The organism is Halorussus salinus, assembly GCF_004765815.2.
Lineage (GTDB): Archaea > Halobacteriota > Halobacteria > Halobacteriales > Haladaptataceae > Halorussus > Halorussus salinus.
Window position 1 is genome coordinate 458795 of the sequence record NZ_ML974128.1, and the last position, 25047, is coordinate 483841.

Consider the following 25047-nt stretch of genomic DNA (forward strand, 5'->3'; position numbering starts at 1 on the left):
TTTTACCCTGTCACTCCCTCACGTAGCTCGTGACCGACCAGTGCCCCTACTTGGAGTACCGTTCGCTGTCCGACGGAGACGACGAGGAGGCCCCGAGTGAAACGACCGAGGAGGCCGCCGACCCTCACTCCGACCGACCGTACTGCACCGCGGCCGACGAGTTCGTCCAACCGATGCGCGCGGACATCTGCAACGACCGCTACGACCTCGACCACGAGGAGGACTGCGAAATCTATCGGGACCGCGAGAGAGCGAGCGACGGAAACGGGAGCGACGGCGAATGACCTACGACGACTACCTCGACGGCGACCCCGTCGTCGTCACCGCGGCGCTGACCGGCGGCGTCCACGGCAAGGAGGCCAACCCGAACCTGCCCGAGACGCCCACGGAAATCGGCCGAGCGGCCGCAGAGTGCGAGGAGGCCGGTGCGGCCGTGGTCCACCTCCACGCGCGCCGACCGAGCGGCGAACGCTCCTTCGACCGCGAGCGGTTTCAGGCCGTCACCGACGAAGTGCGCTCGCGGACGAATCTCGTCGTCCAGCACTCGACCGGCGGGACCGGCGCGCCGCTCGACGCGCGTCGGCAGGCCCTCCGGACCGACCCGCCGCCGGAGATGGCCAGCCTCGACATGGGACCGCTGAACCGCTATCGGCACCTGACCAGCGAGAACACCCGCGGGACCATCGACGCGCTCTACGACGAGATGGCCGAGCGGGGAATCAAGCCCGAGATGGAGGTGTTCAACGACGGCCACCTGAACGAGGTCCGCGCGCTACTGGAACGCCGGGACCTCGCCGAGCCGGTGTACGCGACGCTCATCTTCGGCGGCGGGACGACCGCGCCGCCCTCGCCGCGCAATCTGCTCACCGCCGCGGACCACTTACCCGACGGCGCGCTGTTCAACACCCTCGGGTTCGGTCGTCACCAGCTTCCCCTCACGACGATGGGCATCCTGCTCGGCGGGCACGTCCGCGTCGGACTGGAGGACAACGTCTACTACGACCGCGGAGAACTCGCCGAGAGCAACGCCCGACTGGTCGCCCGGACCGCCGACCTCGCCGAGACGCTGGGCCGCGAGCCAGCGACCCCCGACGAGGCCCGCGAGATTCTGGGGCTGTGACTCGTCGCGACGGCGACCAGTCGGTTACGCCCGCGTCACCTGCTTACTCCTCCGTCCGACAAGGCTCAAGGTCGCTGTGCGGCTAGGGGACGTATGAGCGACTCGGAGACGCCGCCACTCACCGACATCAACCACGTCACGAACATCTGCACCGACATGGACCGCACCAAGGAGTTCTACGAGGAGGTCCTCGGATTCCACACGGTCAAGATGACCGAGAACTACGACGACCCCGGCACGAAGCACTACTACTTCTCGCCGACCCCGGCGGGCGAACCCGGCACCGTCGTCACCTACTTCGAGTACCCCGATTCGCGGGGCAACCCCGGTCCGGGTGCCTCCCACCACTTCGCGCTGGGCGTCGCGGACGGCGAGACCCTGCGCGAGTGGCGCGACTACCTCCGGTCGCAGGACGTTCGCGTCTCGCCGGTGCAGGACCGCACCTACTTCGAGAGCATCTATCTGGCCGACCCCGACGGTCTAACCATCGAAATCTGCACCGAGGGACCGGGCTTCGGCGTGGACGAGGAGACGCCGGGAACCGAGTTCGTCGCGGCACCGGAGAAGCGATGACGGCGAACCGCAACCCCCACGCTGGCGAGGCCGACCCCCACGAGGGCCAACCGGTCGCCACCGCTGGCGCGGCCGCCGACGGCGCTCCCACCGCGGAGGCCGACAGCGCGGTCGTGTTCGTCCACGGTCGCGGCGCGACCGCAGAGGGAATGCTGGAGATGGCCACCGAGTTCGACACCGAGGGCGTGGCCTACCTCGCGCCGCAGGCCCGCGGCCGGACGTGGTATCCCCACTCGTTCCTCGAAGCCATCGAGCAGAACGAACCCAGTCTCTCGTCGGCGCTGGACTTTCTGGCTCGGGTCCGCCAGCGCGTCCTCGACGCCGGAATCCCGGCCGACCGCCTCTGCTTCGTCGGGTTCTCGCAGGGTGCCTGTCTGTCCAGCGAGTTCGTCGCCCGGAACCCCGAGCGATACGGCGGGCTGGCGGTCCTGAGCGGCGGCCTGATTGGGCCGGATGGAACTCCTCGGGACTACGACGGCGACTTGGAGGAGACCCCGGTATTTTTGGGATGCGGCGACCGCGACCCTCACATCCCGGTCGAGCGCGTCCACGAGACCCGCGACGTGCTGGCGGAGTTGGGCGGCGACGTGACCGAGCGCATCTACGAGGGGATGAGCCACGGCATCAATCAGGAGGAGATGGCGTACGTCCGGAATCTGGTCGAAGACGCGACTTCTGACGAGTGAACTGCCGGATTTTTGACTGGGATGTTTTTCGGCGTAGGATTCCGACGAGTCACGTAGAAGTATACGTGACGAACAGGTCGCTAGCTTCGGGCTTGAGCCTATCATACCGCCACTGCACAGCACCGCAACAACCTCACACCTCCCCAGCCTCCTGCGCTTCTCGGCCGACGGCCTGCGATGCTCGTCCCTCACGCGGTTGGCGCGGCCACTTCGGGCCGCGCCAGCACGCGCCGAGGAGACGGTGAAACAAGCGCGCCGGGACGGAATACCCGGATTCGGGCCAACAGTCGAAATACTGATTGAAACGCTCTAATACGGGTATTCCCGCGTCTCTTCCTGCACCGAAATCCAGCGCGTCTCGGTCAGTTCATCGACTATCCACTCGCCGTTGTACCGGCCGACGCCGGACGCGTTCACGCCGCCGAAGGCCACGTGCGGCTCATCGTTCAGCGGTTGGTCGTTGACGTGGACCATCCCCGTGTCGAGTCGCCGGGCGATGTCGATGGCGCGGTCGGTGTTCTCGCAGTGGACCGACCCCGAGAGGCCGTACTCGGTGTCGTTGGCCAGTTCGATTGCCTCGTCGTCGTCCGCGAACGGAATCACCGGGGCGACCGGACCGAAGTGTTCCTCCGCGGCGATGGGCATGTCGTTGGTGACGCCCGAGAGGACGGTCGGCTCCACGAACCAGTCGTCAAACTCGCCGCCAGCCTCGACTTTCGCGCCTCGCTCGACCGACCGCTCCACGAGGTCGGTGATGGTCTCGAACTGCGACTCGTTCTGGACCGGCCCGACGAGGACGCCCTCCTCGCGCGGGTCGCCGACCGGCAGATTCGCGGCGCGCTCGGCCAGTCGCTCGACGTACTCGTCGTACAGCGATTCGTGGACCAGATGGCGATTGATGGAGATGCACTCCTGTCCCTGATGGGTGAACGACCCGAAGACCCCGCCGTCCACTGCTCGGTCCAAGTCCGCGTCCGCGGTCACGACGTGGGCGTTGTTCCCGCCGAGTTCCAGCGCCGGGAGCGACAACTCCTCGGCCGCCGTCGCGCCGACCTTCCGCCCGACCTCGGTCGAACCCGTGAAGGAGACGACCGACGCCGCGGGGTGGCCCGCGACCGTCTCGCCGATTGCAGACCCCTCGCCCGTCACGACGTTCAGCACGCCGTCGGGGAGTCCGGCCTCCTCGAAGAGGCTGGCCAGCGCCAATCCGCCGACGATTGCGGTGTGCGTCGAGGGCTTGAGGACCACCGCGTTCCCGAGCGCGAGGGCTGGCGCGACCGCCCGCATCGAGAGGTACAGCGGGAAGTTCCACGGCGAGATGACGCCGACCACTCCGGCGGGTTCCCGGAAGACGAGGTTGCGCTTGCCCTCGACGTTCGAGTCGTACTCGTCGGTGTCGGTCGGGTCGGCGGCGTCCGCCACGTCCTCGGCGACCGCCATCGTCGCCTTCGTCAGGTCGAGTTCGATTTCGGCCTTCAGTCTGGCCCCGCCGCACTCGACAGCGAACAGGTGCGCGAACTCGTCGTGGTACGCCGCGACGAGTTCCCGCGCGTCGGCGACCACCGATGCGCGCTCCTCGGGCGTCCGGTCGGCCCACGCCTCCTGTGCCGACTCGGCGGCCGCGTACGCCGCGTCCACGTCTTCGTCGGTCCCGGCCGGAACCGTCCCGACCGCCGCCCTCCTCGTCGGGTCCACCACGTCGAGTCCCGAGCGGTCGCCCTGCGCGCGCCACTCGCCGTCCACGTAGACGGCGTTCCACCCCTCGGACGGTGCGAACCCGAGTTCGTCGAGGTCCCGAGGAGTCCCGTCGCCCGCGTCCGTCTCGGGGGTCGCGGCGCTCTCGGCGTCGGTCGGTGACTGGCGTTCGCTTGCCATGACAAGACGTACCACTACAACTGACTTAATATTTCCTCTAGAATAAATAAGAAATAGTATGGTGGGGGCGGAACGAACGCCTCGGACGGCTCACTCGCCGCCCTGCGCCCCGAACTCGTCAAGCGTCGTGCGCTGGCCGGGCGACCGGACCTCGCTGACGAGCGCGCCGTCGGTCTCCAGTCCGAGGACCGACTCGGCGGCGTGGCCGACCGCGTCGGTGTCCTCCTCGGGCGCGTAGACGCCGAGACGCCACTGTTCGCGCTGGACCTGCCGGAGCGCGGAGACGAGCGCGGACTGCTGGCCGAGGCGTCGAATCTCGCCGTTGACGATGACCCGCGTCGAGGACTCGGTCATGCTCGGCCGCCCCAGCACGTCGATGATGACCGACTCGGGTTCGACGCCCGCGTCGGCCGCAATGTCCGCCTCGAATCGCTCGATGTCGTCGTGGTCGGCGTCGATGACCGCGTCGGGCACGTCGGCCATCTCGGCCCAGACCGCCCGCTTGTAGAGGTCCCGCGCGCCGAGTCGCCGGGCGAACTCCTCGGTCGGGTCGCTCCTGCGGAGCGCCGCGAAGAAGTCGTGGTCGTCCATCCGGCGGAGTTCGTCCGCGGAAATCTCGGTCTCGGCGATGAGGCGTTCGCTCGCGCGCTGGAGCATCCCCCGACAGATGCGCGTGACGTGGTGGTTGTAGACGGTCGGATTCATCAGCGCGCGGGCCAGAAGCAGGCTCTCGGCGGTCGGGACGTTGCCCTCCGCCAGCACGAGTTCGCCGTCGATGAGCGTGAGTTCCCGGACTAGTCGGGAGTGGTCGATGGTGCCGTACGGAACCCCGGTGTGGTGGGCGTCCCGCACGAGGTAGTCCATCCGGTCCACGTCGAGTTCGCCCGAGACCAACTGGCCGAGTTTCCCCTCGCCAGCGATGAGGTCGGCCACGGTGTCGGGGTTGTGCCCGTGGTCCCGAAGCACGTCGCCGACCTCGTTGTTCGCCAGCAGGTCGTGAACGTCGTCGTGGTACTTGCCGGTGTGGCGGTGGATTACCTCCTCGATGGTGTGGCTGTAGGGCGCGTGGCCCACGTCGTGGAGGATGGCCGCGGCGCGGACGCGCTCGGCCTGCCTGCCCTGAATCCCGAGGTGGTCGAGTCCTTCGCACGCCAGATGATAGACGCCGAGGCTGTGTTCGAATCGCGTGTGGTTCGCGGAGGGGTAGACGAGATGCGCCGGACCCAACTGCTTGATGTGCCTGAGTCGCTGGACCGCTGGCGTGTCGAACAAGGCGCGAGCGACGCCCTCGACCTCGATGTGGTCGTGAACGCTGTCCTTGATGGTCTTCATGTTACAGGATTGTCCGCCTTCGTATAAAAACCGCCGGGAGTGGAGTGGCCGAGAATCGGGGCCGTCGAGGCGTCACTCTTCTTTCTCGCTCCGTTATCCCGACCGTCGAGGAGACCGATTACTGGAAAAACGGCTAGCGCAGACGTTTTAACTACTCGTTGAGAATCGGACAGAATAGTCGTGATCGGATTCAACGGAGACGAGCCAAATCGGTGGCAGGTCCGTCTGTTGAGTATCCCGGCGTTCAACCTGCTCTGGTCGTTCGCTTCGATGGAGGCGTCCGGGTCGGCTTTCCCGTTCGGTCTCTCCACGTGGGGCGTCCTCCTCGGCGCGTCGGTAGTGATTCTGACGCCGGTGTTCTATCACGCGCTGTATCGCGACATCGAAGTCGTCGGCCGCGGCGACTCGCGGTGGGCACCGGACTGGAGACTCTGGGTCGGCGGCGGCACGCTCGTCTCGCTCGCGTCGCTGGTAGTCTTCCTGAATCCGCTCGTCCACTACGTCGCCGCAGTGTACCTGTTCCAGCGGTCTCGGAAGGGTTCCGTACAGGAGTTCGCTGGCGACATCGAACCGTGAGCGTTCTCGCCAGTCGAAACGCTCCACCGCGAGACAGCACAAGCGTTTACCTCTCGGAACACGCAGGTCGGCACATGACGACGTTTCTCTCCGGGGGCACCGGGACCCCCAAACTGCTCGCTGGAGCCGAGTCGGTCTTCGACCCGGCCGAGACCACCGTCGTCGCCAACACGGGCGACGACGTGGAGTTGGGCGGCCTGCTGGTCTGTCCCGACGTGGACACCGTCCTCTTCGAGCAGGGCGACCTCCTCGATTTGGAGACGTGGTGGGGCATCGCCGACGACACCACCGAGACCCACGCAGAGCTACACGATATCGCAGAAGCCGCCGACCTCGCCAAGGGACCGCGCTACCTGTCCGACGAGGCCCAGACCGCGGGTCGCCACCTCGCGAACTGGCGGCGCTTCTCGGGCGTCGCGGAGTTCATGGAGTTGGGCGACCGGGACCGCGCGGTCCACGTGACCCGGACCAGCCTGCTGGACGAGGGCTACAGTCTGACCGAGGTCACGCGGCTCCTCGCGGACGCCTTCGACGCGCCCGTGGACGTGGTGCCGATGAGCGACGACCCCGTGGCCTCCATCGTCCACACGCCCGAGGAGAGCGACGAGTACGCCGACGAGATGCACTTTCAGGAGTTCTGGGTCGCCCACCGCGGCGACCCCGAGGTGGACCACGTCGAGTTCCGCGGCGGCGACGAAGCCGACCCCGCCCCGGCGGCCCTCGGCGCGATAGAGGAGGGTCCCGTCGTCGTCGGTCCCTCGAACCCCGTCACCAGCATCGGGCCGATGCTCGCCATCGAGGAACTGCACGACGCACTCGACCGAGCCACCGTGGTCGCGGTCTCGCCGTTCGTGGAGGACGAGGTGTTCTCCGGTCCGGCGGCCGACCTGATGGCGGGCGTCGGCTTCGACCCTTCGACCGCGGGCGTCGCGGAGGCCTACCCCTTCGCCGACGCCTTCGTGCTGGACGACGAGGACGACACCGACCTCGACCGCCCGGTCGTCAGGACCGACACCGAGATGAACGACGCGGCGGACGCCGAGCGCGTGGCCCGCGCGGTCGCCGACGCGCTGGAGGTGCTTTGATGTTCGAACCCCGCCTCGCGCTCGCCAGCCTCAGCGGCCAGTCCGACGCCGAGTGGGCGAGGAGTGCCGACGAGTTCGCTGGCGCGGCCCTCCTCGGCGGCATCGCGCTCGACGGCCCGACCCGCGAGGCCGCCCGCGAACTGGTCGCCCGCGACCGCGAGGAGTTCCTGCCCGACGACCCCGTCCGGTTCGTGGACCGGCAACTCGCCGCGCTCGAAGACGCGGACCTCCGGGCTGGCTTCAACGTCCGGACGACGACGCTCGGACCGCTCCGGGAGGTGGCCGAAATCTGCGCCGAGCGCGGGGCGCTCCTCGAACTCAACGCCCACTGCCGACAGGACGAGATGTGCGCCGCGGGCGCTGGCGAGAGTCTGCTCCGCGATTCCGACCGACTCCGCGAGCAGGTCGCAACTGCGGCCGACGCCGGAGCCACAGTCAGCGTCAAGGTTCGCGCGGAGGTGCCGGGCGTGGACCTCGCCGAACTCACCCGCGTCGTCGCCGAGGAGGGCGGCGACGCCATCCACGTGGACGCGATGGACTCCGAAGGCGTCGTCGCGGAAGTCGCGGAGGCGGCGCAGTCGGCGGAATCGACCGCGGGTACCGACCTCTTCGTCATCGCGAACAACGGCGTCCGGGACGACGAGACCGTCCGTGAGTATCTGGCCTACGGCGCGGACGCGGTGAGCGTCGGCCGACCGAGTGACGACCCCGCGGTCCTCCGGCGTGTGAAGGGTGCTGTGAGCAAGTGGTTCGCCGAAAGACCGGAGGTGAGGGCATGACGCCCGCCGAGAACGCCCAACTCGCGCTCCTGCTCGAAGTCGCGGGCACGCCCAAGCCCGGCAATGTGGACCGCCAGCGGGACTTCTCGGACCTCCGATTCGAACACTTCCTCGCTGGCGCGGTCGGCGCGGGACCGGGACTGCGTGCCGCCCAAGCGGGCGTTCCGGTCGGCGAAGCCTTCGAGGAGGCCGTCTCGGGGATGAGCCAGCAGGAAGGCGGCAACACCCAGTTCGGCGCGCTCCTTCTGCTCGTGCCCCTCGTCCGGGCCGCCGCGGACGGCGACCTCACGCCCGAGGGCGCGACGCGCGTGGTCGAGGACACGACCGTCGAGGACGCCGCGAACTTCTACCGGGCCTTCGAACACGCCGACGTGTTCGTGGACGACCCGCCCGAAGACGCCGAGGAGTTGGACGTGCGCCGCGGGAGCGACGCGATTCCGGCCGTCGAGGAGCGCGGCGTCACGCTCTACGAGGTGCTGGCGCTCGGCGACGACGAGGACGACGTGGCCGCCGAGTGGACCGGCGGCTTCGAGCGCACCTTCTGGGCGGCCGACCGCCTCGCGGAGCTATCGGGGTCGGCCCCCGCGTCCGCAATCGGCGCGCGGGTGTATCTGGAACTCCTCGGGCGGGAACCCGACACGCTGGTCGCCAAACAGCACGGCGCGAAGACCGCCGAGAGCGTCCGCGTCCGCGCACAGGAAGCTCTCGAAGGTGGCTCGGAGGTAATCGAAGCCTTCGCCGACTCGCTGGTCGAGGACGGCGTGAATCCGGGGACGACCGCCGACCTGACCGCCGCGGGCCTGTTCGTCGCCTTGGCCCGCGGGGAGGTGTCGGTGTGAGCGACGGCGGCGAGTCCGGCGCGGCCGACGGGTCCGGCGACGCGAGCGCCGAGGACTGGCCCGTCAAGTTCCGCGGGATAACCGAATCGCTGGTGACGACGCTCGGCCCGAACGACCTGTGGAACGTCGCGGCGCTCGGCCTGCATCCGCCCGCCGAGAGCGAGGCTGTGGGAAACGACGCGGGCGAGAACGACGGGAAGCGCGACGACGGCGGGGACCCGCGAGTCACCGCCCGAACGTGGGGCAACACTCGAACCCGGCGCAACTTCCACCGGCAGGGCGGGGGCTACGTCCAGTTCGTCCGCGACCCGGTGGACTTCGTGGACGCGACGCTCTCCATCTTCGAGGTCGAGGAGCCGGTTCTGGACTCCGCCGACGCGTGGGTCGAGGTCGAAGCCGAGCGGATAGACTCCGGCGCGGAGGGCGACACCGAGTGGGAAGAGTGGACGCTGACGCCGGTCGAGTCTGGCGTCGAGTGCGAGGCGGTGCCGACGATAAACCGGGGTCTCGGGGCGGTCGTGGAGGCGACCGTCGCGGCCTCGCGGCTCGGCGTGGACGCCTACGACGATGCCGAACTGAGAGAACGATTGTCGTACTTCGAAGCAGTCGGGCGAAACTGCGGCGACGACCGCGTTTGCACCGCGTTCGACCGCCTCCGCGACCACCTCGGCGAGTAGACTCAGATGCCGTCCTTTCGGTCGATAGTGACCGTCCAGTCGGGAATCTCGTCCGGCTCGTATTCGAGGTCCCAGACGCCCTCTATCTCCTCGCCGTCGCCGAAGGCTCTGAGGACGAGGTCTTCGAGTTCGTTCTCGAACGTCCGACCCGAGTCGTCTGCTTCGACCGGTTCTCCGTCCGTATCTCGGTCTGCTCCCCGCACTGTACCGCTTGAGACTGTATATTCCATCGTAATTATCTTTACGAACTGATGGAGTGCGCTCGGTGACAGTTACACGGCGGTTCGGGTCGCTCGCCGTCGGTCGGTCAGGGTTCGTCCACCTCCGCTTCCAGAACCACGTCCGCGGCGGTCCGGTTCGCCGGGCCGGGGGCTTCCTCGCGGGCGAACGCCGCGATGCGCCGGTGGGCGTCGGCCGCGCTCGCCTCGCCGGTCTCCAACTTCGGCAGGAGGTCGGCGTAGAGGTCGAGTTCCGCGTCGAGCGCCCCGATGAGCGCCGACCGCGCGGCACCGTAGGACTCCTCGCGGTTCAGGTAGACCGACAGCTTCGTGCTGTACTCCCGGAGTCTGTCTTTCGTCTGGTCGGCCACCGCGGGGTGGTCGAGCAAGTCCACGGCCGGAATCTCCTCGGGGTCCTCGTCCTCGAAGCCGTCGGCGCTCTCGACCTTCTCGACGCCCTTGCCCTCGCCCTCGCCGTCGTTCCCACCTCTCGCGCTCCGAATCTCGTCGCGGGCGAGTCGCTTGGCGGCGTCGTACTGGGACGCCAGTTCGGTCTGGGTGTCGCGGCTCTCCTCGGTCCACGACTCCAAGAGGTCCAGCGCCTCGCCGATGGCGTCGATTCGCTCGGTGAGTCGGCGACGCAACGCCGCGGGGTCGGAGACGGTCTGGACCGCTTCGACGAAGGTCGGCATGGTTTCGACTACGCGTCCGCAGGTCCTTGGTCTGTCGGGTCTCGAAGCCGAGGAGAGGGAATCGCCCACGGACCCCGAGACGCCGATGTCCCGAACCCCCGAGAGGGCCGCCCGGACGACCGGAGACCGCAACGCACTTACTTTCCGGACGTAGAAATCACACTATGGCAATCAAACCCGACTACGTCAAGAAGACGGGGCGCATCCTGCTGGAGCGATACCCCGACGCCTTCACGACCGACTTCGAGCAGAACAAAGAGAGCGTCCAGAAGCTCACCAGCATCGAGTCGAAGGGCGTCCGCAACCGCATCGCTGGCTACGTCACCCGCAAGAAGTAACGACGCCGAGTTCCGGAGTTCCTGCTTACTTCCAACCGACTCCCGGTAGCGACGCGACCGGTCCGGCGTCGAACCCGCGCCGTCGGGCAAGAAGCTGGCCTTCCCAAATCGTTTTATCACCCTACCGCCCTACCAACGAGTACCATGACTGTACGAGTCGGTGTCCTCGGTGCGACCGGGGCGGTCGGTCAGCGATGTATCCAACTGCTCGACGGCCACTCCGAATTCGAACTGGCGGCGGTAACTGCGAGCGAAGCGAGCGCGGGCAAGTCCTACGACGAGGCCGCGAAGTGGCGCGTCGATTCCCCGATTCCCGACGCGGCGGCCGACCTGACCGTCAGCGCGACCGACCCCGAGGAGGTCCCCGACGACGTTGACCTCCTCTTTTCGTCGCTCCCCTCCGGCGTCGCCGCGGAAGTCGAATCCGACTTCGCCGAAGCCGGATACGTCCTCTCGTCGAACTCGTCGAACGACCGACTCGCCGACGACGTGCCGCTGGTCATCCCCGAAATCAACCCCGGCCATCTCGACCTGCTCGAAGTCCAGCGCGACGAGCGCGGGTGGGACGGCGCAGTCGTCAAGAACCCCAACTGCTCGACCATCACGATGGTTCCCACGCTCGCGGCGCTCGACCAGTTCGGACTGGAGCGCGTCCACGTCTCGACGCTTCAGGCCGTCTCGGGCGCGGGCTACTCCGGGGTCTCCTCGATGGAGATCATCGACAACGTGATTCCCCACATCGGCGGCGAGGAGAACAAGATGGAGACCGAGTCCAAGAAGCTCCTCGGGAGTTTCGACGGCGCGGAACTCTCGGTTCACGACGCCGAGGTGTCGGCGTCCTGCAACCGCGTGCCGACCATCGACGGCCACCTCGAAAACGTCTGGGCCGAGACCGCCGAGGACGTGACCGAGGCGGACGTAGAAGAAGCCTTCCGCGGCGTCGAGAGCCTCGACCTGCCGAGTTCCCCCGACCAACTCATCGAGGTCTTCGAGGACCCGAGTCGCCCGCAACCGCGACTCGACCGGACGCTGGGCGGCGGGATGGCCATCGCCGCTGGCGGCGTCCAGACGACCCCCGCGGGCGTCCAGTACAACTGCCTCGCGCACAACACGATTCGGGGCGCGGCGGGCGCGGCGATTCTGAACGGCGAGTTGCTCGCCCGCGACGGCTGGCTCTGAACCGCGCTACGAGTCGGTAGACGACCGCGATTTTCGGCTCCGCGGGTCCCGCGAACTGCGAACCGCCGATTCGACCAGTTCTTTCATCGGCGACTCCCGATACCGGACCGCCCCGCTCCGCGGGTCGTACTCCGCGAGTCCGGCCTCGTCCAGCGTCGGCAGGTGAGTGTGATGGAGCGCGGCGCGCAGTCGCGCGGTCGATTCCGCCTCGCTCACGCCTTCCAACCGTTCGGCCAACTCCTCGATTTCGGCGACACCGTCGTCTCGTCCCGACAGAACCGACAACACCTCTCGGCGGAGCGGGTGGGCTAACGCCGTGAAGACGGTGTCGAGGTGGCTCATGTTTGAACCTACCGGGGACGCATCCTTAGAAGTCAGGTGGGATTTTCACAGCTCGGGAAAGTGACGAGTTTTCGACCTGTCGAACGTACGTCGAATCCCCGACGCGACGACAGGAATTTTCTCGTCTCGGTTCCTTCGTGACGGTATGCCGACCGATTCCGCCGAGTCGGAGCCGACGGCCTCCGACGCCGGACCTGCCGACTCGAACGCCGACGGGTCGCCGACCCCGCCCGCCGACTCGCCGACGTTCGCGTGGTCCCACACGCCCGCCGAGTCCCGACTCCTCCGCGGCCTCGTCGCGCTCCCGGTCGGCGTCGTTTCGGGGTTCGCGCTCGGCCTCGTCCTCGGCGCGCTCGGTTTCGTCGTCCTGATCGCGCTGAACGGGCGCTACCTGCTCGCGGCCGGAACCCTGCTCGCGTTCGTCTTCGCCCTCTCGCGGACCGCCCCGCACCTCCTCGCCCACCGAACCGGCGACTTCGACGCCGCGTTTCGAGGACTCGGCGCTCGGACGCTCGCTGCGGGAACGGTCGCGGGAGTCGCGGTTCTGGCGGTCGGCGCGCTCGTTCTGCCGGACGACCTGTTCCCGGTGTTCGTCGGCGCGACGCTCGTCGGCCCGCTACTGGTCGCCAGCCTGTTCTCCTCTGAGGGCGAACTCGACGCCGAGGCCGGGCGACTCACGTATCAGGGGACCGACGTGGACCTCTCGACGCTCGTCGGCGTGGGCCGCTGGTCGGTCGGGGGCTACGTCGCCTATCGCCTCTCGTACGCGGCGGGGGCCGCGACGTTCACCACTCCGCGGACACTCGTCGTGCCCCGTCGCGTCGATTCGCACCTCCGGGACGCGCTCGACGCCGGGGTCGCGGCCGACGCGGGCGACCCCGGTCCGTCCCGCACCGCGGTCCGTCTCGTCGCGGCCGCCATCGGACTCTCGCTGTTCGCGTTTGCCGGACTCCTGCTGACCGCGGACCCGACCGGCGTCGCTTCGACGGGTGGCTCCTCGCGGGGCGACGCCGTGCTGTGGTACGCCGCGCTAATAGCTGGTCTCTTCGGCGCGATATTCCTCTCGCTCGGGATTCGCGGCGGCTGAAAACAGCGGCGGCGTCGAACGCGGTCGGTCTACTTCCGCAGGCGCAGTTTCTCGGTCTCGCTCGCGTCCGCGACCCGCGTGACGACGGCGTCCACGGACCCCCGTTTCTCCCCGATGGTCGCACCGACGAGCGCGCCGATTCCGGCCGCAGTACTCGCGGCGTTCCGACTGACGAGTCCGCCGAGCGCACCGCCGACGGCGGCCCCGGCGGCGGCGTACTCGGCGCGGTTCAGAACTCGTTTGATTCGTTTTCGCATGTTCCGACCTTCGGCGGGCGACGGGATAAAACTGGTCGCCGATTCGCTAGTCGAAGCGGTTGGGGTCGGCGAGTTCGGGACGCGCGAGCGTTCACACCACTCGGTTTCGTAACTCCTCGCCGTCGTCCAGTCTTCGGACGTTCTCGGCCACGATGTCGGCCAGCCGCGAGTAGTACTCCGGCGTGTGCCCCGAGCAGTGAGGAGTGACCAGACAGTTCTCGAAGTTCCAGAGCGGGTGGTCCTCCGGGAGCGGTTCGGGGTCGGTCACGTCCAGCGCCGCGCCCCGGAGGTGGCTCCCGCGGAGCGCCCACACCAGCGCGTCGGTGTCCACGACCGGCCCGCGGGCGACGTTGACCAGCACGGCGTCCGGGGGCAGAGTCTTCAGTTCCTCTTTCCCGATTAGCCCGCGGGTCGTCTCGGTCAGCGGGCAGGCGAGCGCGAGATAGTCGGTCCGGGAGAGGGCCTCCTCGAACTCCGGTCCCTCGAAGCCGACCACCTCGTCGGTCGGGCCGCCCTTCTCGGGCGTGTAGCGCACGCCGATAGTCTCGACGCCGAAGCCCTCCAGTCGCTCCACGACCGACCGCCCGATAGCGCCCAGTCCGACCACGGTGACGGTGCTACCCCGCAACTCGTGAGACTGGAAGTGTCGCCACTCGCGGTTGCGCTGGCGTCGCCACCCCTCGTGGAGTCGCCGCGCGAAGACCAGCAGGTTCCCCACGACGTGTTCGCCGATGTTCGGTCCGTGGATGCCCGAGGCGTTCGTCACGGCCACGCCGCGGTCTTCGAGCGCGTCCAGCGGCAGGTGGCCGGTCCCGGCGTAGGCGCACGCGAACAGTTCCATCGACCCCGCACGGTCCAACAGGTCGGCGTCGAGTTCCATCCCGGCGACGACGGGTGCTTGGGGAACGAGGGCGCGCTCCTCGGTCGGCGTCCGAGCGTGGACGACGTTTCGGTCGGGCAGGCGCTCGCGCAGGTCGGCGACGTACTCCGAGACCGGCACGCCGTGGGTACTCTTTCGCAGAACGACCACGTCGGGCGCTTCGTCTTTGGTTTGGCTCATTCGTGTGGTGGGTTCGTCGCGGGGGCGTAAAGTGGCACTCGATACGGCGAACGAGGTGGGTCTCGGGGTAGTGGCCGTGGTGTGGGTCGATGGAGCGTCGGTTTCGGTACTGGCGAAGTGGATTACCGTCTCGACCGTGAACTGGAGCGAATCCGACTTCGAGAAGTTCACCGCACAGCACTACGACCGCGACGAGACCGCAACCGTAGCGCAACCGCGAACCGCGCTGATGCCGACTCCTATCATACCGCAACCGTCCCGCACCGTACCGCGCCACGTCCTCCCCAACCGCGGCGACCGCGCCCGCACACGCCGGGCCGAACGGTCGATGAGAGCGCAAGCAATCCATATATTTCTTACAACTACCAAAATTCGTCTAAAGACGCTTACACCGTTCCAGAAGTTCGACGCTCCGGTGGGACTACGGCGTTCGCCGACGAACTCGCTCGCATGTTCCGCGTCGAGACCGAGGAGCGAACACAACTGGTGGACGTGACCGAGCGCGTGGCCGAGGCGGTCCCCGACGACGCGACGGGGGTCTGCACTGTCTTCGTCCGCCACACCACCGCCGGTGTCGTCCTCCAAGAGGCCGAGTCCGGACTGGTCGAGGACATCGAGGAGTTCGTCGCCGACCTCGCGCCGAGCGACGGCGACTACCGCCACGACCGCATCGACGACAACGCCGACGCACACCTCCGCGCGACCGTGCTGGGCGAGTCGGTGAGCGTCCCCGTCGAGAACGGCGAGTTAGCACTCGGAACGTGGCAGTCCGTGCTGTTCGTGGAGTGCGACGGCCCGCGGACGCGGCAGGTCGATGTCGTCGTCACGTCCTGAGACGCGTCTCCCGAAGCGACGACCGACCCTGTCCGACGCCCGAACACCAATGGTGAATGATACCGTGTACCAGTAAGGATACTATGGAGCGCACGAGGAGCCTCGCGGTGGTCGCACTCGTACTGACAGTCACGACCGGCGGCGTCACGGCGTTCTGGACGCCGACGGCCGGGGCGTCTCATCAGACCATCGCCATCTCGTCGCCCGAGGGCGCGTACTTCGTCGGGCAGGCGGTCAACCTCAGCGGGACCGCAAACGAGAGCGTCGCGGAGGTCGCCGTCTACGCCCAGAGCGGCGGCGACTGGCAGTTGCTCGACGTGAACCAGAACGGGCAGTTCGGCGCGGACGACGCGGTGGCGGTGGACGAGTCGGGCAACTGGTCGGTCCGGAACCTCGTCCTCTCGAACGCCAACCGGATGCTGTCGTACCCCGGCAACTACCGCCTCGGCGTCGTGAACGCCAGCGCGGTCGGCGGGAACGACTCGCTTCCGGCCAGCATCGCCCCCGAACAGTTCGTGGAGACCGAGAGCGGCCAGACGCTCGTCCGGGTCAACCGCGCCCGCCTCCGGGGAAGTTTCCGCACCACCGACGGGCAGTTGGCGACCTCGACCGCCGAGGTCACGGTCCGCGGGACCGCCCGCGGCGGCCGGGACCTGCTGGTTCTCCTCGTAGACTCCCGCGGCCGCGTCGCCACCGACCGGATTCAGGTGCCCCGCGGCAACGGTTCGTTCGACGTGGACGTGCCGCTCCGGACCGACGACGGCCAAATTCTCGCCGAGGGTCCGGTGCGGGCGTACGTGCTGGCGCTCGGCCGCGACGACCGCGCGGGCGACGGCCGACTCCCGGACGGGACGAACGCGACCCTCGACGCGCTCGCGGCGTACGTCGGCGACCACCCCGCCCGCCTCGACGCCGAGCAGGTCAGCGAGCGGTTCCTCGGCCAGACGACCGAGGAGTCCGGGAGCGACGACCTGCTCATCAGCGAGCAGTTCGAGTACGTCGAACCGACCACGCGCATCACGACCGTCGCCCAAGAGAGCCAGTTCGGCCCGGAGGGAATCTACGGGATTCCGACCGGCGAGCGCATGGTCGTCGCGGGCCACACCAACCTCCTGCCCGACGACAACACCATCCGCGTCGCGGCCATCGACGGTCCCTCCGCGAGTCGGTTCCCGGACCTGTGGACCCACGACTGGAACGCCGACGGCACGTGGTCGGTCTCGCTCGACACGACCGGACTCGAACCCGGCGTCTACACGCTGACCGTCGAAGCCGACGGCGAGACCGACGACACCGTCTCGTTCCGCCTCCTCCCCAGTTCGACCAACGTGACCGCGGACTGAGACCGTCGCGGTCGGTGCGAACGGCGGATTCGCGGCGAAACCTCTCGGTCTTCTCGACCAACCGAACTCAGGCGTTTTGTACCTCTTCAACGAATCCGCGCATGTAGACGCCGGTCTTGTTGAAGCAGTTTCGGGTGATGGTGATTACATCGTCGTTGGACTTCCACGAGTCGGGGTTATTATAGATTGTCTGATACAAATTCGGGAGGTAGTCGTGACTGTATCTAGCGAGTTCCTTCGTCGCCTCGGCCCCGTCGTTGATGGATGCGGCGTACTGGGTCCGCATGAGCGACCCCCGGAAGTTCTCACCGCTGTCCCAGTTATCGTACACGAAGCTCTCGTAGTCGTAGTGGACCCACGAGTTCGTCGCTTGTTTGAGTTCGTAGCCGGTGTGTTGGGGTTGCCCTGCATCACTGAGGAAGTGGGAAGCGTAGCCGAGATTGATGTACCTGTCTGACTTGTTACTCTTGTCTTTCGCTTTCTGGAGGTACTTCTTCGCGTACTTCGGTGCCTCACCGAGGGTGGCGGTGTAGGTTATTGCACCATCGACGAATTTGAACTCGGGGTTCCAGTAGTGACGGTACGAGTGAAACACCTGATCGACGGCGTCTTGCACCTTCTGTTCGAGGTAATCCGGCCAAGTTCCCGGAGAGTCTACGTCACACTGGCAACCCCAGTCATCTGGGTCGCCGCCGTAGGTGCCAGCGACGTTCGCGTAGCCGGAGTCCACGCCCATCTGCTTGCAGACGGCTTCTATCATCCGGTCGTGGTCTGTCGGTGCCCATTGCGTGGACGGGCCGTCGCTGTGGTCGTGGCTGTGTACGTAGTGTACGTGCGGCACGTCCTTACCACCTGCCGACACCACGTCGGCGACGTGTTCGAACTGCCGTCGCTCGGCGTCGCTCGTCAGTGTGCCCGATGAATCGACCGAAACGCGACTCCGGTCGCCGTCGAGCTTGTATCGGACCTCCTCGTCCGTCTCGACGCGGCGGACGGGATACTTCCGCCAGAACTTGTGGAGGTATCCTCGGGCGCGCTTGCGCTCGGCGGTGGACACGTCGGCGCTCTCGACGTACGCCAGCGTCTGGTCTTTATCACCGGTTAGCAGGTAATCGTGAGGCGTGACTCGTTTGATAGAATCGTCCACGACCATCGGTTTCACGTCGCGGTCCGCGCGGTCGTCCGCGTCGCCGGGGTTCCGGTCGGTCGCCGCCGCGGCGTTCGCGGCCCCGGTCGCCCCGACGGCCGCAGAAGTGGCGAGTGCTTTCAGGACGGTGCGTCTCCGATCCGAAGATATCTCCTTTTCACTCATCGCAATTTAGTCTTGGAAAGTTTGTAAATTAATGGTGGTTGCGAACATGTTCTAGACATCCCGGAGTCGCCGCGGAAATCGAACTCGGCGTGGACTGGCGCGTTCCCAGTTTGCGAAAACGACGCTCCGGTACTAAGCCCGCAAGACTGCAACTACGCGTATGGCCAGTTCGCAAGCGTTCGCCGGGTCGGCGGCGGTGGTCGCGCTCAAGACCGTCACGCTGGCGCTCGGCGGCACGATAACCTACTTCGCGTTCGAGGCGTACCGCCGGACGAACGTCCCCGCGCTCCGGGCGCTCGCGGTCGGGTTCGGTCTCGTGACCCTCGGGACCGTCCTCGGCGGCGTCGTCCACCAGTTCACGGCCCTCAGCATCGCGGGCGGCATCGCCGTCGAGAGCCTGTTCATGGCGCTGGGTTTCGCCGTGCTGACCTACTCGCTGTACGCGAAGACGTAGCTCGCGGATGATAAGCTATTTACACGACCCGCGAACACAACCACCCAACCGCCCGTCAGCCCTCCACCCGCGCCCGCAGACGGGCGACCCCGAACGATGCCCCGAATCGGTAGCCACGACGACGCTCGCGGACTCCCGCACGCCTCCCCCGCGCGCTCCTCGCCGCCGCACGCGCCGGAGGTGAGAGAGTCGTGACTCCCGCGAGTCTCCCGGTCGCGTCGGCCGTCTCCGCGCCTGCGGTCCCCGCGTCCGCCGTCTCCGCACTTGCGGCGCTCCCCGGCCTCGACGCCCTCTCGTCGGTGTTCCTCCGACCGCTCGGTCTCGCCGCGCTGGCGGCCGCGATTCCCGTTCTCGCGCTGTACCTGCTGAAACCCGACCCCGAACGCGTCGAATTTCCGGCGGTCGAGTTCCTCGTCGGCGACACCGAGGAGAGCCGCAGTCACCCCGCGCTCCGTCGCCTGCGGCGCAACGCCCTCCTCGCGATACAGTTGCTCGCCATCCTCGCTATCGCGGTGTCGCTGGCCGCGCCCTACGTCCCGGTCTCCGAAACTGAGACGGTTTCCGAGACCGTCGTCGTCGTGGACGCGACCGCGAGCATGGCGACCGAGGCCGACGGTGCCACCCGGTTCGACCGCGCGATTTCGGCCGCGAAGGACGCCGCGACCGCCGAGACCTCCGTGGTCGTCGCGGGCGCGGAGACCGCGGTCGTCGCGCGGCGCGCACCCCAGACGGACGCCAAATCGACGCTCTCGGGTCTCTCGGTCACCGACGCGCCGGGCGACCTCCGCGGAGCCATCGACAGAGCCGTGGCGGTCGCGGGCGACGAGGCTCGCATCGTCGTGGCCAGCGACTTCGCGTCGGGCGACTGGCGCTCGGCGGTCTCCTCGGCGCGCGCCAGAGGCTACGACGTGTCGCTCCGGCAGTTCGCCCGCGGCGGGGCGAGCAACGTCGGCGTCGTGGACTACGCCTTCGCCGACGGCACCGCCACGGTCCGCGTGAAGAACTTCGGCGACGCGGAGACGACCCGGAAACTCTCGCTGGGCGAGGCAACCGAGTCGCTGACGCTCGCGCCCGGCGAGGTCGCGTCGGCGGACCTGCCGGTTCCGGCGGGCGGCGGCCGACTCGAACTCTCGCCCGGCGACGCGTTCCCGACCGACGACCGACTCGCGGTCGCGGCCCCCGCCGACCCGACGATGGACGTGCTGGTCGTCACCAACGACCCGAACCGCCCGCTGATAACCGCCCTGCGGGTCGTCCGCGGGACGAGCGTGACGGTGAAGAACCCGCCCGCGTCGGTCTCGCAGTCCTACGACCTCGTGGTGTTCAGCGCGGTCGAACCGGGTCGCCTCCTCGACGGGACCGTACAGGTCGCCCGCGAGACGCTGGCGGACGGCGGCGGCGTCGTGGTGCAGGCCCAGTCGAACCTCTCGGCGGTCGGCTACGGCGACCTCCTCCCGGTCGCGCCGAACGGCACGGTCTCGGACCCCGCGATTCGCCAGCCGAACGCGACCGGTCTCACCGCCGACGTGACGTTCCCAGCCCCGAAGACGGCGGTCCGGGCCGAACTCCGGTCGGGTCGGGCACTCCTCGAAACGGTCAACGGGACGACCCTGCTGGCGAGTTCGCGGCGCGGTCCCGGCGAGGTGTTCTACTACGGCTACCCCGCCGAGTCCTCGTTCTCGCGCAACTACCGCTATCCCGTCTTCTGGAAGCGCGTGGTCTACGACCTGACGGGCCGCCGGTCGCTGTCCGCGATGAACCCCGAGACCGGAACCTCCCTGTCGCTCGGGACCGACGCGACCGCCAAGACCCCGACCGGAACGCGAACGACCAACGCCCTCACCTTCCGCGACGCCGGATTCTACGAGGTCGGCGGCGACCGCTACGGCGCGTCGCTGTCCAGCGCGGCCGAGTCGAACGTCTCCGCGCCCGCGGTCGGCGGCGACGGACCGGGCGCGAGCGGTGGCGACACCGAGACCACGACCGTCCCCCGGTCGCTCACGCCGGTCGCGGCGGGCGTCGCGCTCGTCGTCGTCCTGCTCGAACTGGCGGTCCTGCGCTACCGAGGTGACCTCTGATGAGTCCGCTCGCACTGCCGACGGCGGTCCGACTGGTGACGCTCCCCGGCATCGACGCCTCGCTCTCCTTTACCCGACCGCTCGCGCTCGCCGGTCTGCCGGTCGCCGCCCTCCTCGTCCTCGTGCTGGTCAGAGGCTCGGGCGACCGCGAACGGACCGAGGAGAAGAGCGGCGACGCGGACCGTACGGCGAGTCGTCGCGCCAGACTCGCGCTCCTCGCGACCCGACTCCTCGTCGCGACCTGTCTCGTCGTCGCCGCGGCGGGACCGACGACGGTCACGACTGCGACCACCGCGGGCGACCCGAGCGTCACGATGCTGGTGGACGAGTCGGCGAGCATGGGAGTCCACGAACCGGTCGCCGACGACCTCGAAGCCGAAATCGAGGAGCGGGGCGTCGGCGTCGAACGCGTCGCGGTCGCCGCCGACAACCGCTCGCGGGTCGGGTCGGGGGTCGCCGCTACTCTCCGACCGAACGCGAGCCTGCTGGTCGTCTCCGACGGGCGGGTCACCGGCGGCACGTCGCTGGCCGAGGCGACCGACCTCGCGCGCTCGGTGAACGCGACGATAAACCGGGTCCGCCTGACGACGAACCGGTCGGACGCGCGCGTCGTCGTCACCGGCCCGCGGAAGGCCAGCGTCGGCGTCGAAAACCGCTTCGGCGTCCGCGTCGCTGGCGTCGATGGCGTGCCCGCGGGACGACCGATTTCGGTCACTATCGACGGCGAGGAGGTCGTCTCCCGCGAGGTCCCGAAGGGAGGTGCCTTCACTGTCGAACGCAACTTCTCGGCGACCGGACCCCACCGCATCACGGCCGAACTCGGCGGGAACGACGCCTACGCCGTGGACGACACGTACCGCAAGACCGTGCAGGTCGTCGAACAACCGCGCGTTCTCTACGTGAGTCGCGGCGACTACGCCTTCGAGGAGTACCTCCGGGAACTGTACGACGTGACCCGCGCGAAGTCGGTTCCGGACGATTTGAGCGACTACTACGCCGTGGTAGTCCACGACGTGGCCGGGCCGGACCTCGGGAACGTCACCGCCCTCCAGAGCCACGTCATCGACGGCGGCGGTCTCGTCACGGTCGGCGGTCCCAACGCCTTCGAGAAGGGCGACTACGGCGACTCGCGGCTCTCGTCGCTCCTCCCGGTCGAAGTCGGCGGCGAGACCGGGCAGAAGTCCCGCGTCGTGCTGGCGGTGGACGTGTCCGGAAGCGCCGCCGCCGGGATGCGCGTCCAGAAGACCTTGGCGCTGAACGTCCTCTCGCAACTGGGCGACCGCAACGAGGTCGGCGTCGTCGCCTTCGACGGGAGCGCCTACCGCGTCGCGGACCTCGCCTCGCTCGAATCTGACCGCGCGGCACTGAAAGAGACGATTCGGAGCCTCCAGAGCGGCGGCGCGACCAACGTCGGGAAGGGACTGCTCGGCGCGTCGAATCTGCTGGGCGAGCAGGGCGGCACCGTCATCCTCCTGAGCGACGGCCGGGACCGCGCCGCGCCCGCGTTCTCGGCGGCCGACCGCCTCGCCGACCGGAACGTCCGGGTCGTCAGCGTCGGCGTCGGCAACGTCCACGAGAAACTCCTCCGGGGCGTCGCCGGGCGGACCGACGGCACGTTCCTGCTGGCGAACGAGACGAGCAGGCTCCGAGTCAGGTTCGGCGGCGCGAACCGGCGCTACAGCGGCGACCACGCTGTCGTGGTGGACGACGGCCACTTCGTCACCCGCGGCATCTCGCCGACCGCGAGTCTCCCCGGCGTCAACGACGTGAGCGTCAAGCGCGGTGCCGACCTGCTGGTGGCGACCGGCGACGGCGCGCCCGCGCTCTCGTCGTGGCGGTTCGGTCTCGGCCGAGTCGCCGCGCTCACGGCCTACGGCGCGGACGGCGGCTTGGGCGACCTCCGGTCGAAACCCGACTCGCTTCTCCTCTCGCGGACCGTCAACTGGGCCATCGGCGACCCACAGCGAAAAGCGACCGGCGTCGTCGCCGCGCCCGACACGCGCGTCGGCGAGGAGACCACGGTCGTCTACGCCGGACAGACCCCGCCGGACTCCCCCGAATCGGCAGACCTCTCGTTCTCGGAGGTCGCGCCCGGCCGCTACGAGGCCACGGCAGTCCCGGCATCGCTCGGCTACCGGGACGTGTCGGGGAGCGCCTACGCGGTCAACTACCCGGCGGAGTACGCCGCGCTCGGGGTCTCGCCCGACCTGAAGCGAGCGGTCGAGCGCACCGGCGGCCGGGCGTTCGCGTCGAATCGGCCCGCGAAAATCGCGGCCGCGGTGAAGCGACAGGCGACCCGCGAGCGCGAGGTCCGCCAGTCGTGGGACTGGGCGGTCCTGCTGGCGGGCCTGCTGGTCTTGGTCGGGGAAATCTGTGCCCGGCGACTCCGGCGACGACGCGGCAACGGAGTGATACCATGAGCTACATCGGCGACACCATCAACGTCGTGCTGGCGCTGCTCGTCGGTCTCTCGGCGTTCGGACTGGCCGGAACGACCGTCTACTATCAGGAGTCGGTCGGCGACCTCCGAACTCAGAACGAGGAGTTGACCGACCGAAACGAGAAACTGGCGTCGAAAGTGGAGCGCAAGCAGGCGCGCATCGACCAGTTGAACCAGTCGCTCCGGAACGTCAACCAGTCGCTGAAGACCCGCCTCTCGGACATCGAGGAGGTCTCCGCCCAGTTGCGCGAGACCGAGAAGCGTCTCAATCGCACCCTTCGAGACCTGAACGCGACGAAGAGCGACCTCGAACGCTCGCGCCAGACGGTCTCGGACCTCCGAGATAGGGTCGCCGAGTTGAAAGACGCCCGCGACAGGCTGAAACGCCAGTTCGAGGCCGCCGAGGAGCGCACCGACCGACTCAACGAGACGGTCGAAAACCTCCAAACGACGGCCGACGCGCGCAACGAGACCTTGGAGCGAGTCAACGAGACGGTGCGCCGCCAACAGCGACTCCTCGACCGGAAGAACCGGACGATTCGGGACCTCCGGAACGAAATCGAGGACCTGCAAGACCGCATCGACGAGTTGGAATCGCAGTCGAACGACCTTCGGCGACCCGACCGACCGGCTTCCCGGTCCGACCGACTCGTTTCCCGGCCCGACCGACTCGTTTCCCGGCCCGACCGACCGACTCCTCGGACGGACGCCGCCCGGAGCAGGTCCCACGCAATCCGGCGTCCGACCGGCGCGGAGGTGCGAGGATGACCGACGACTCCGACGCGAGCGAGTCCCCGACCGACTCGGGGTCCTCGTCGCTGACCGACTTCGGGACCGACCCCGACGCCGACGACTCGTCTCCGGACTCCCAACCGAACGTGACTGACTGGTCGGCGGACTCCGCCTCCGCGGACGAATCGGCGACGACCACGGACGAGTCCACGACGACCCCGGACGACTCAGCGACGGTCGCAGACGAGTCGGCGACGGCCGCGGACGAACGCGACGAGATTCGGGCCGCGCTCGCGGAGGTCCGCCGGGAGTGCCGCAAGGTCGCGCTCGTCTACGCCAGCCTCGACGCCGTGTGCGTCCTGCTGGCGGTCCGGTTGGCGACGACGCTCGTCGGCGTCCCGGCGCTCGGAACCGACGTGGCTGTCGCCACGTTCGACTCGCTCGGCCTGCCAGCGCCGAGCGTCGGCACCGTCGTCGCGCTCGTCGTCGGCGTCGTTGCGTTCGCCGTCGAGGTCCGCGTCCGGACGCGACGCCCCGCCGCCGAGCAGTTCGAGGCCGCCAACCCCGACATCGCCGAGGCGCTCCGGACCGCCCGCGACGCCGCGCGCGACGACCGGTCGAACCCGATGGTCCGGTCGCTGTACGCCGACGTGCTGGACCGTCTCCGGGAGACTTCGAGCGCGAACCTGCTGAACGCGACCCGCCTCGCGGCGACGTTCCTCTTCGCCGTCGCGGTGAGTCTGGCGACGGTCCAGACCGCCGTCGTCGGACTCGACCTCGGACTCGCGGGGCCGACCGAACCGGGCGGCGCTGGCGCGTCGGGCGGCGGCGCGAGCGGTCCCGTGACCACCCAGTCGGCGGCGCTCCAGAACGGCGAGGAGGTCCTCGGCGACCCGACCGACGTGTCCGCTGGCTCGGAGAACCTCTCGGCCGCGGTGGACGCCAGCCCCGGCGGCGAGGGCGACCGCGAGTGGGACTACGGCTCGGACTCGGGCGAGGGGAGCGACGACGACGCCGTGGACCCACAGCGCGCCGGGTTCTCCTCGCCCGAGCGCGTCGAGGACGCCGCGCTCGTCCAGCGATACGCCCGCGAACTCGACGGCAACGCGACCGGCGCATGAGAAGACAACACACGGAGA

General features: G+C 68.5%; 28 protein-coding genes. 20 read left to right on the forward strand and 8 right to left on the reverse strand.

From position 1 onward, the window contains the following. The first annotated feature begins 29 nt into the window (after window positions 1-29). From EPL00_RS10395 to EPL00_RS10410, 4 genes are all read left to right on the forward strand, one after another. Window positions 30-284 (forward strand): hypothetical protein, encoded by a 255-nt coding sequence (locus EPL00_RS10395; RefSeq protein WP_135852773.1) that lies wholly within the window; start codon window positions 30-32, stop codon window positions 282-284. Continuing rightward, the gene (locus EPL00_RS10400; RefSeq protein WP_135852772.1) at window positions 281-1120 is read left to right on the forward strand and encodes a beta-keto acid cleavage family enzyme; all 840 of its coding nucleotides are present in this window, start codon (window positions 281-283) and stop codon (window positions 1118-1120) included. The genes EPL00_RS10395 and EPL00_RS10400 overlap by 4 nt, the downstream gene beginning before the upstream one ends. A gap of 93 nt (window positions 1121-1213) precedes the next feature. Beyond that, window positions 1214-1693, forward strand: coding sequence for a VOC family protein (locus EPL00_RS10405; RefSeq protein WP_135852771.1), 480 nt, complete (start codon window positions 1214-1216; stop codon window positions 1691-1693). Further along, window positions 1690-2379 (forward strand): alpha/beta hydrolase, encoded by a 690-nt coding sequence (locus EPL00_RS10410; RefSeq protein ID WP_135852770.1) that lies wholly within the window; start codon window positions 1690-1692, stop codon window positions 2377-2379. Before EPL00_RS10405 ends, EPL00_RS10410 begins: the two co-directional genes overlap by 4 nt. Before the next feature lie 309 nt (window positions 2380-2688). On the opposite strand, the gene EPL00_RS10415 is transcribed toward EPL00_RS10410, so the two are convergent. Both EPL00_RS10415 and EPL00_RS10420 read right to left on the reverse strand, forming a co-directional pair. Then, entirely contained in the window at window positions 2689-4254 is a 1566-nt protein-coding gene (locus EPL00_RS10415; RefSeq protein WP_135852769.1) for an aldehyde dehydrogenase family protein, read from the reverse strand. Between the two features lie 90 nt (window positions 4255-4344). Further along, window positions 4345-5586, reverse strand: a complete 1242-nt coding sequence (locus EPL00_RS10420; RefSeq protein WP_135852768.1) for an HD domain-containing protein — start codon at window positions 5584-5586, stop codon at window positions 4345-4347. 180 nt (window positions 5587-5766) lie between these two features. Here EPL00_RS10420 and EPL00_RS10425 point away from each other — a divergent pair, with 180 nt between their 5' ends. The 5 genes from EPL00_RS10425 to EPL00_RS10445 all read left to right on the forward strand — a co-directional run bounded on the left by EPL00_RS10425 (window position 5767) and on the right by EPL00_RS10445 (window position 9542). Then, a complete protein-coding gene (locus tag EPL00_RS10425) occupies window positions 5767-6162 on the forward strand; it encodes a hypothetical protein (protein ID WP_135852767.1) in 396 nt (131 codons plus the stop codon). A 74-nt stretch (window positions 6163-6236) separates the two neighbouring features. Next, window positions 6237-7247 carry a 2-phospho-L-lactate transferase gene (gene cofD / locus EPL00_RS10430; RefSeq protein WP_135852766.1) on the forward strand — a complete coding sequence of 337 codons (1011 nt, stop codon included), beginning with the start codon at window positions 6237-6239 and terminating at the stop codon, window positions 7245-7247. Beyond that, complete coding sequence (locus EPL00_RS10435; protein ID WP_135852765.1) at window positions 7247-8026, forward strand: tRNA-dihydrouridine synthase; 780 nt, start codon at window positions 7247-7249, stop codon at window positions 8024-8026. Before cofD ends, EPL00_RS10435 begins: the two co-directional genes overlap by 1 nt. Continuing rightward, the gene (locus EPL00_RS10440; RefSeq protein ID WP_135852764.1) at window positions 8023-8865 is read left to right on the forward strand and encodes a triphosphoribosyl-dephospho-CoA synthase; all 843 of its coding nucleotides are present in this window, start codon (window positions 8023-8025) and stop codon (window positions 8863-8865) included. The genes EPL00_RS10435 and EPL00_RS10440 overlap by 4 nt, the downstream gene beginning before the upstream one ends. Continuing rightward, window positions 8862-9542 carry a DUF447 domain-containing protein gene (locus EPL00_RS10445; protein ID WP_135852763.1) on the forward strand — a complete coding sequence of 227 codons (681 nt, stop codon included), beginning with the start codon at window positions 8862-8864 and terminating at the stop codon, window positions 9540-9542. The genes EPL00_RS10440 and EPL00_RS10445 overlap by 4 nt, the downstream gene beginning before the upstream one ends. A gap of 2 nt (window positions 9543-9544) precedes the next feature. On the opposite strand, the gene EPL00_RS10450 is transcribed toward EPL00_RS10445, so the two are convergent. Both EPL00_RS10450 and EPL00_RS10455 read right to left on the reverse strand, forming a co-directional pair. Then, window positions 9545-9745 carry a hypothetical protein gene (locus EPL00_RS10450; protein ID WP_135852762.1) on the reverse strand — a complete coding sequence of 67 codons (201 nt, stop codon included), beginning with the start codon at window positions 9743-9745 and terminating at the stop codon, window positions 9545-9547. Between the two features lie 104 nt (window positions 9746-9849). Further along, window positions 9850-10452, reverse strand: a complete 603-nt coding sequence (locus tag EPL00_RS10455; RefSeq protein ID WP_135852761.1) for a hypothetical protein — start codon at window positions 10450-10452, stop codon at window positions 9850-9852. On the opposite strand from EPL00_RS10455, the gene EPL00_RS10460 reads away from it, so the two are divergent. The 3 genes from EPL00_RS10460 (at window position 10451) to asd (ending at window position 11969) form a co-directional block, all read left to right on the forward strand. Next, a complete protein-coding gene (locus EPL00_RS10460; protein WP_162224196.1) occupies window positions 10451-10606 on the forward strand; it encodes a hypothetical protein in 156 nt (51 codons plus the stop codon). The two genes, EPL00_RS10455 and EPL00_RS10460, sit on opposite strands and share 2 nt — an antisense overlap. A gap of 10 nt (window positions 10607-10616) precedes the next feature. Then, entirely contained in the window at window positions 10617-10790 is a 174-nt protein-coding gene (locus EPL00_RS10465) for a 30S ribosomal protein S17e (RefSeq protein ID WP_135852760.1), read from the forward strand. A gap of 144 nt (window positions 10791-10934) precedes the next feature. Further along, window positions 10935-11969, forward strand: a complete 1035-nt coding sequence (asd, locus tag EPL00_RS10470) for an aspartate-semialdehyde dehydrogenase (protein WP_135852759.1) — start codon at window positions 10935-10937, stop codon at window positions 11967-11969. Between the two features lie 6 nt (window positions 11970-11975). Here asd and EPL00_RS10475 read toward each other — a convergent pair whose 3' ends face one another. Then, on the reverse strand, window positions 11976-12311 hold the full coding sequence (locus EPL00_RS10475; RefSeq protein ID WP_135852758.1) for a DUF7344 domain-containing protein: 336 nt from the start codon (window positions 12309-12311) through the stop codon (window positions 11976-11978). Between the two features lie 145 nt (window positions 12312-12456). On the opposite strand from EPL00_RS10475, the gene EPL00_RS10480 reads away from it, so the two are divergent. Continuing rightward, on the forward strand, window positions 12457-13398 hold the full coding sequence (locus tag EPL00_RS10480; protein WP_135852757.1) for a hypothetical protein: 942 nt from the start codon (window positions 12457-12459) through the stop codon (window positions 13396-13398). A 29-nt stretch (window positions 13399-13427) separates the two neighbouring features. Here EPL00_RS10480 and EPL00_RS10485 read toward each other — a convergent pair whose 3' ends face one another. Together EPL00_RS10485 and EPL00_RS10490 are read right to left on the reverse strand one after the other, a co-directional pair. Beyond that, window positions 13428-13655 carry a glycine zipper 2TM domain-containing protein gene (locus EPL00_RS10485; protein WP_135852756.1) on the reverse strand — a complete coding sequence of 76 codons (228 nt, stop codon included), beginning with the start codon at window positions 13653-13655 and terminating at the stop codon, window positions 13428-13430. Window positions 13656-13746: 91 nt separating this feature from the next. Then, window positions 13747-14715 (reverse strand): D-2-hydroxyacid dehydrogenase, encoded by a 969-nt coding sequence (locus EPL00_RS10490; protein ID WP_135852755.1) that lies wholly within the window; start codon window positions 14713-14715, stop codon window positions 13747-13749. 450 nt (window positions 14716-15165) lie between these two features. Between EPL00_RS10490 and EPL00_RS10495 the strand changes: the two genes are divergently transcribed. Together EPL00_RS10495 and EPL00_RS10500 are read left to right on the forward strand one after the other, a co-directional pair. Further along, window positions 15166-15549 carry a secondary thiamine-phosphate synthase enzyme YjbQ gene (locus EPL00_RS10495; RefSeq protein WP_135852754.1) on the forward strand — a complete coding sequence of 128 codons (384 nt, stop codon included), beginning with the start codon at window positions 15166-15168 and terminating at the stop codon, window positions 15547-15549. Between the two features lie 107 nt (window positions 15550-15656). Next, window positions 15657-16892, forward strand: coding sequence for a hypothetical protein (locus EPL00_RS10500; protein ID WP_135852753.1), 1236 nt, complete (start codon window positions 15657-15659; stop codon window positions 16890-16892). Window positions 16893-16959: 67 nt separating this feature from the next. On the opposite strand, the gene EPL00_RS10505 is transcribed toward EPL00_RS10500, so the two are convergent. After that, window positions 16960-18204 (reverse strand): phospholipase C/P1 nuclease family protein, encoded by a 1245-nt coding sequence (locus tag EPL00_RS10505; protein ID WP_135852752.1) that lies wholly within the window; start codon window positions 18202-18204, stop codon window positions 16960-16962. 160 nt (window positions 18205-18364) lie between these two features. On the opposite strand from EPL00_RS10505, the gene EPL00_RS10510 reads away from it, so the two are divergent. The 5 genes from EPL00_RS10510 to EPL00_RS10530 all read left to right on the forward strand — a co-directional run bounded on the left by EPL00_RS10510 (window position 18365) and on the right by EPL00_RS10530 (window position 25029). After that, entirely contained in the window at window positions 18365-18658 is a 294-nt protein-coding gene (locus tag EPL00_RS10510; RefSeq protein ID WP_135852751.1) for a DUF7521 family protein, read from the forward strand. Window positions 18659-18849: 191 nt separating this feature from the next. Then, on the forward strand, window positions 18850-20736 hold the full coding sequence (locus tag EPL00_RS10515; protein WP_202932598.1) for a DUF7408 domain-containing protein: 1887 nt from the start codon (window positions 18850-18852) through the stop codon (window positions 20734-20736). Then, window positions 20736-23156 (forward strand): VWA domain-containing protein, encoded by a 2421-nt coding sequence (locus EPL00_RS10520; protein WP_135852750.1) that lies wholly within the window; start codon window positions 20736-20738, stop codon window positions 23154-23156. Before EPL00_RS10515 ends, EPL00_RS10520 begins: the two co-directional genes overlap by 1 nt. Next, window positions 23153-23944 (forward strand): hypothetical protein, encoded by a 792-nt coding sequence (locus EPL00_RS10525; RefSeq protein WP_135852749.1) that lies wholly within the window; start codon window positions 23153-23155, stop codon window positions 23942-23944. Before EPL00_RS10520 ends, EPL00_RS10525 begins: the two co-directional genes overlap by 4 nt. Continuing rightward, window positions 23941-25029, forward strand: a complete 1089-nt coding sequence (locus tag EPL00_RS10530; protein WP_135852748.1) for a DUF7502 family protein — start codon at window positions 23941-23943, stop codon at window positions 25027-25029. The genes EPL00_RS10525 and EPL00_RS10530 overlap by 4 nt, the downstream gene beginning before the upstream one ends. Window positions 25030-25047: the final 18 nt, after the last annotated feature.

What these genes read in the sequence shown, in the direction of transcription:
- EPL00_RS10400 (WP_135852772.1), top strand. Translation starts at nt 281, where the DNA reads ATGACCTACGACGACTACCTCGACGGCGACCCCGTCGTCGTCACCGCG.
- EPL00_RS10405 (WP_135852771.1), top strand. Translation starts at nt 1,214, where the DNA reads ATGAGCGACTCGGAGACGCCGCCACTCACCGACATCAACCACGTCACG.
- EPL00_RS10410 (WP_135852770.1), top strand. Translation starts at nt 1,690, where the DNA reads ATGACGGCGAACCGCAACCCCCACGCTGGCGAGGCCGACCCCCACGAG.
- EPL00_RS10415 (WP_135852769.1), bottom strand. Translation starts at nt 4,254, where the DNA reads ATGGCAAGCGAACGCCAGTCACCGACCGACGCCGAGAGCGCCGCGACC.
- EPL00_RS10420 (WP_135852768.1), bottom strand. Translation starts at nt 5,586, where the DNA reads ATGAAGACCATCAAGGACAGCGTTCACGACCACATCGAGGTCGAGGGC.
- cofD (WP_135852766.1), top strand. Translation starts at nt 6,237, where the DNA reads ATGACGACGTTTCTCTCCGGGGGCACCGGGACCCCCAAACTGCTCGCT.
- EPL00_RS10435 (WP_135852765.1), top strand. Translation starts at nt 7,247, where the DNA reads ATGTTCGAACCCCGCCTCGCGCTCGCCAGCCTCAGCGGCCAGTCCGAC.
- EPL00_RS10440 (WP_135852764.1), top strand. Translation starts at nt 8,023, where the DNA reads ATGACGCCCGCCGAGAACGCCCAACTCGCGCTCCTGCTCGAAGTCGCG.
- EPL00_RS10460 (WP_162224196.1), top strand. Translation starts at nt 10,451, where the DNA reads ATGGTTTCGACTACGCGTCCGCAGGTCCTTGGTCTGTCGGGTCTCGAA.
- EPL00_RS10455 (WP_135852761.1), bottom strand. Translation starts at nt 10,452, where the DNA reads ATGCCGACCTTCGTCGAAGCGGTCCAGACCGTCTCCGACCCCGCGGCG.
- EPL00_RS10465 (WP_135852760.1), top strand. Translation starts at nt 10,617, where the DNA reads ATGGCAATCAAACCCGACTACGTCAAGAAGACGGGGCGCATCCTGCTG.
- asd (WP_135852759.1), top strand. Translation starts at nt 10,935, where the DNA reads ATGACTGTACGAGTCGGTGTCCTCGGTGCGACCGGGGCGGTCGGTCAG.
- EPL00_RS10475 (WP_135852758.1), bottom strand. Translation starts at nt 12,311, where the DNA reads ATGAGCCACCTCGACACCGTCTTCACGGCGTTAGCCCACCCGCTCCGC.
- EPL00_RS10480 (WP_135852757.1), top strand. Translation starts at nt 12,457, where the DNA reads ATGCCGACCGATTCCGCCGAGTCGGAGCCGACGGCCTCCGACGCCGGA.
- EPL00_RS10485 (WP_135852756.1), bottom strand. Translation starts at nt 13,655, where the DNA reads ATGCGAAAACGAATCAAACGAGTTCTGAACCGCGCCGAGTACGCCGCC.
- EPL00_RS10490 (WP_135852755.1), bottom strand. Translation starts at nt 14,715, where the DNA reads ATGAGCCAAACCAAAGACGAAGCGCCCGACGTGGTCGTTCTGCGAAAG.
- EPL00_RS10495 (WP_135852754.1), top strand. Translation starts at nt 15,166, where the DNA reads ATGTTCCGCGTCGAGACCGAGGAGCGAACACAACTGGTGGACGTGACC.
- EPL00_RS10505 (WP_135852752.1), bottom strand. Translation starts at nt 18,204, where the DNA reads ATGAGTGAAAAGGAGATATCTTCGGATCGGAGACGCACCGTCCTGAAA.
- EPL00_RS10510 (WP_135852751.1), top strand. Translation starts at nt 18,365, where the DNA reads ATGGCCAGTTCGCAAGCGTTCGCCGGGTCGGCGGCGGTGGTCGCGCTC.
- EPL00_RS10520 (WP_135852750.1), top strand. Translation starts at nt 20,736, where the DNA reads ATGAGTCCGCTCGCACTGCCGACGGCGGTCCGACTGGTGACGCTCCCC.
- EPL00_RS10525 (WP_135852749.1), top strand. Translation starts at nt 23,153, where the DNA reads ATGAGCTACATCGGCGACACCATCAACGTCGTGCTGGCGCTGCTCGTC.
- EPL00_RS10530 (WP_135852748.1), top strand. Translation starts at nt 23,941, where the DNA reads ATGACCGACGACTCCGACGCGAGCGAGTCCCCGACCGACTCGGGGTCC.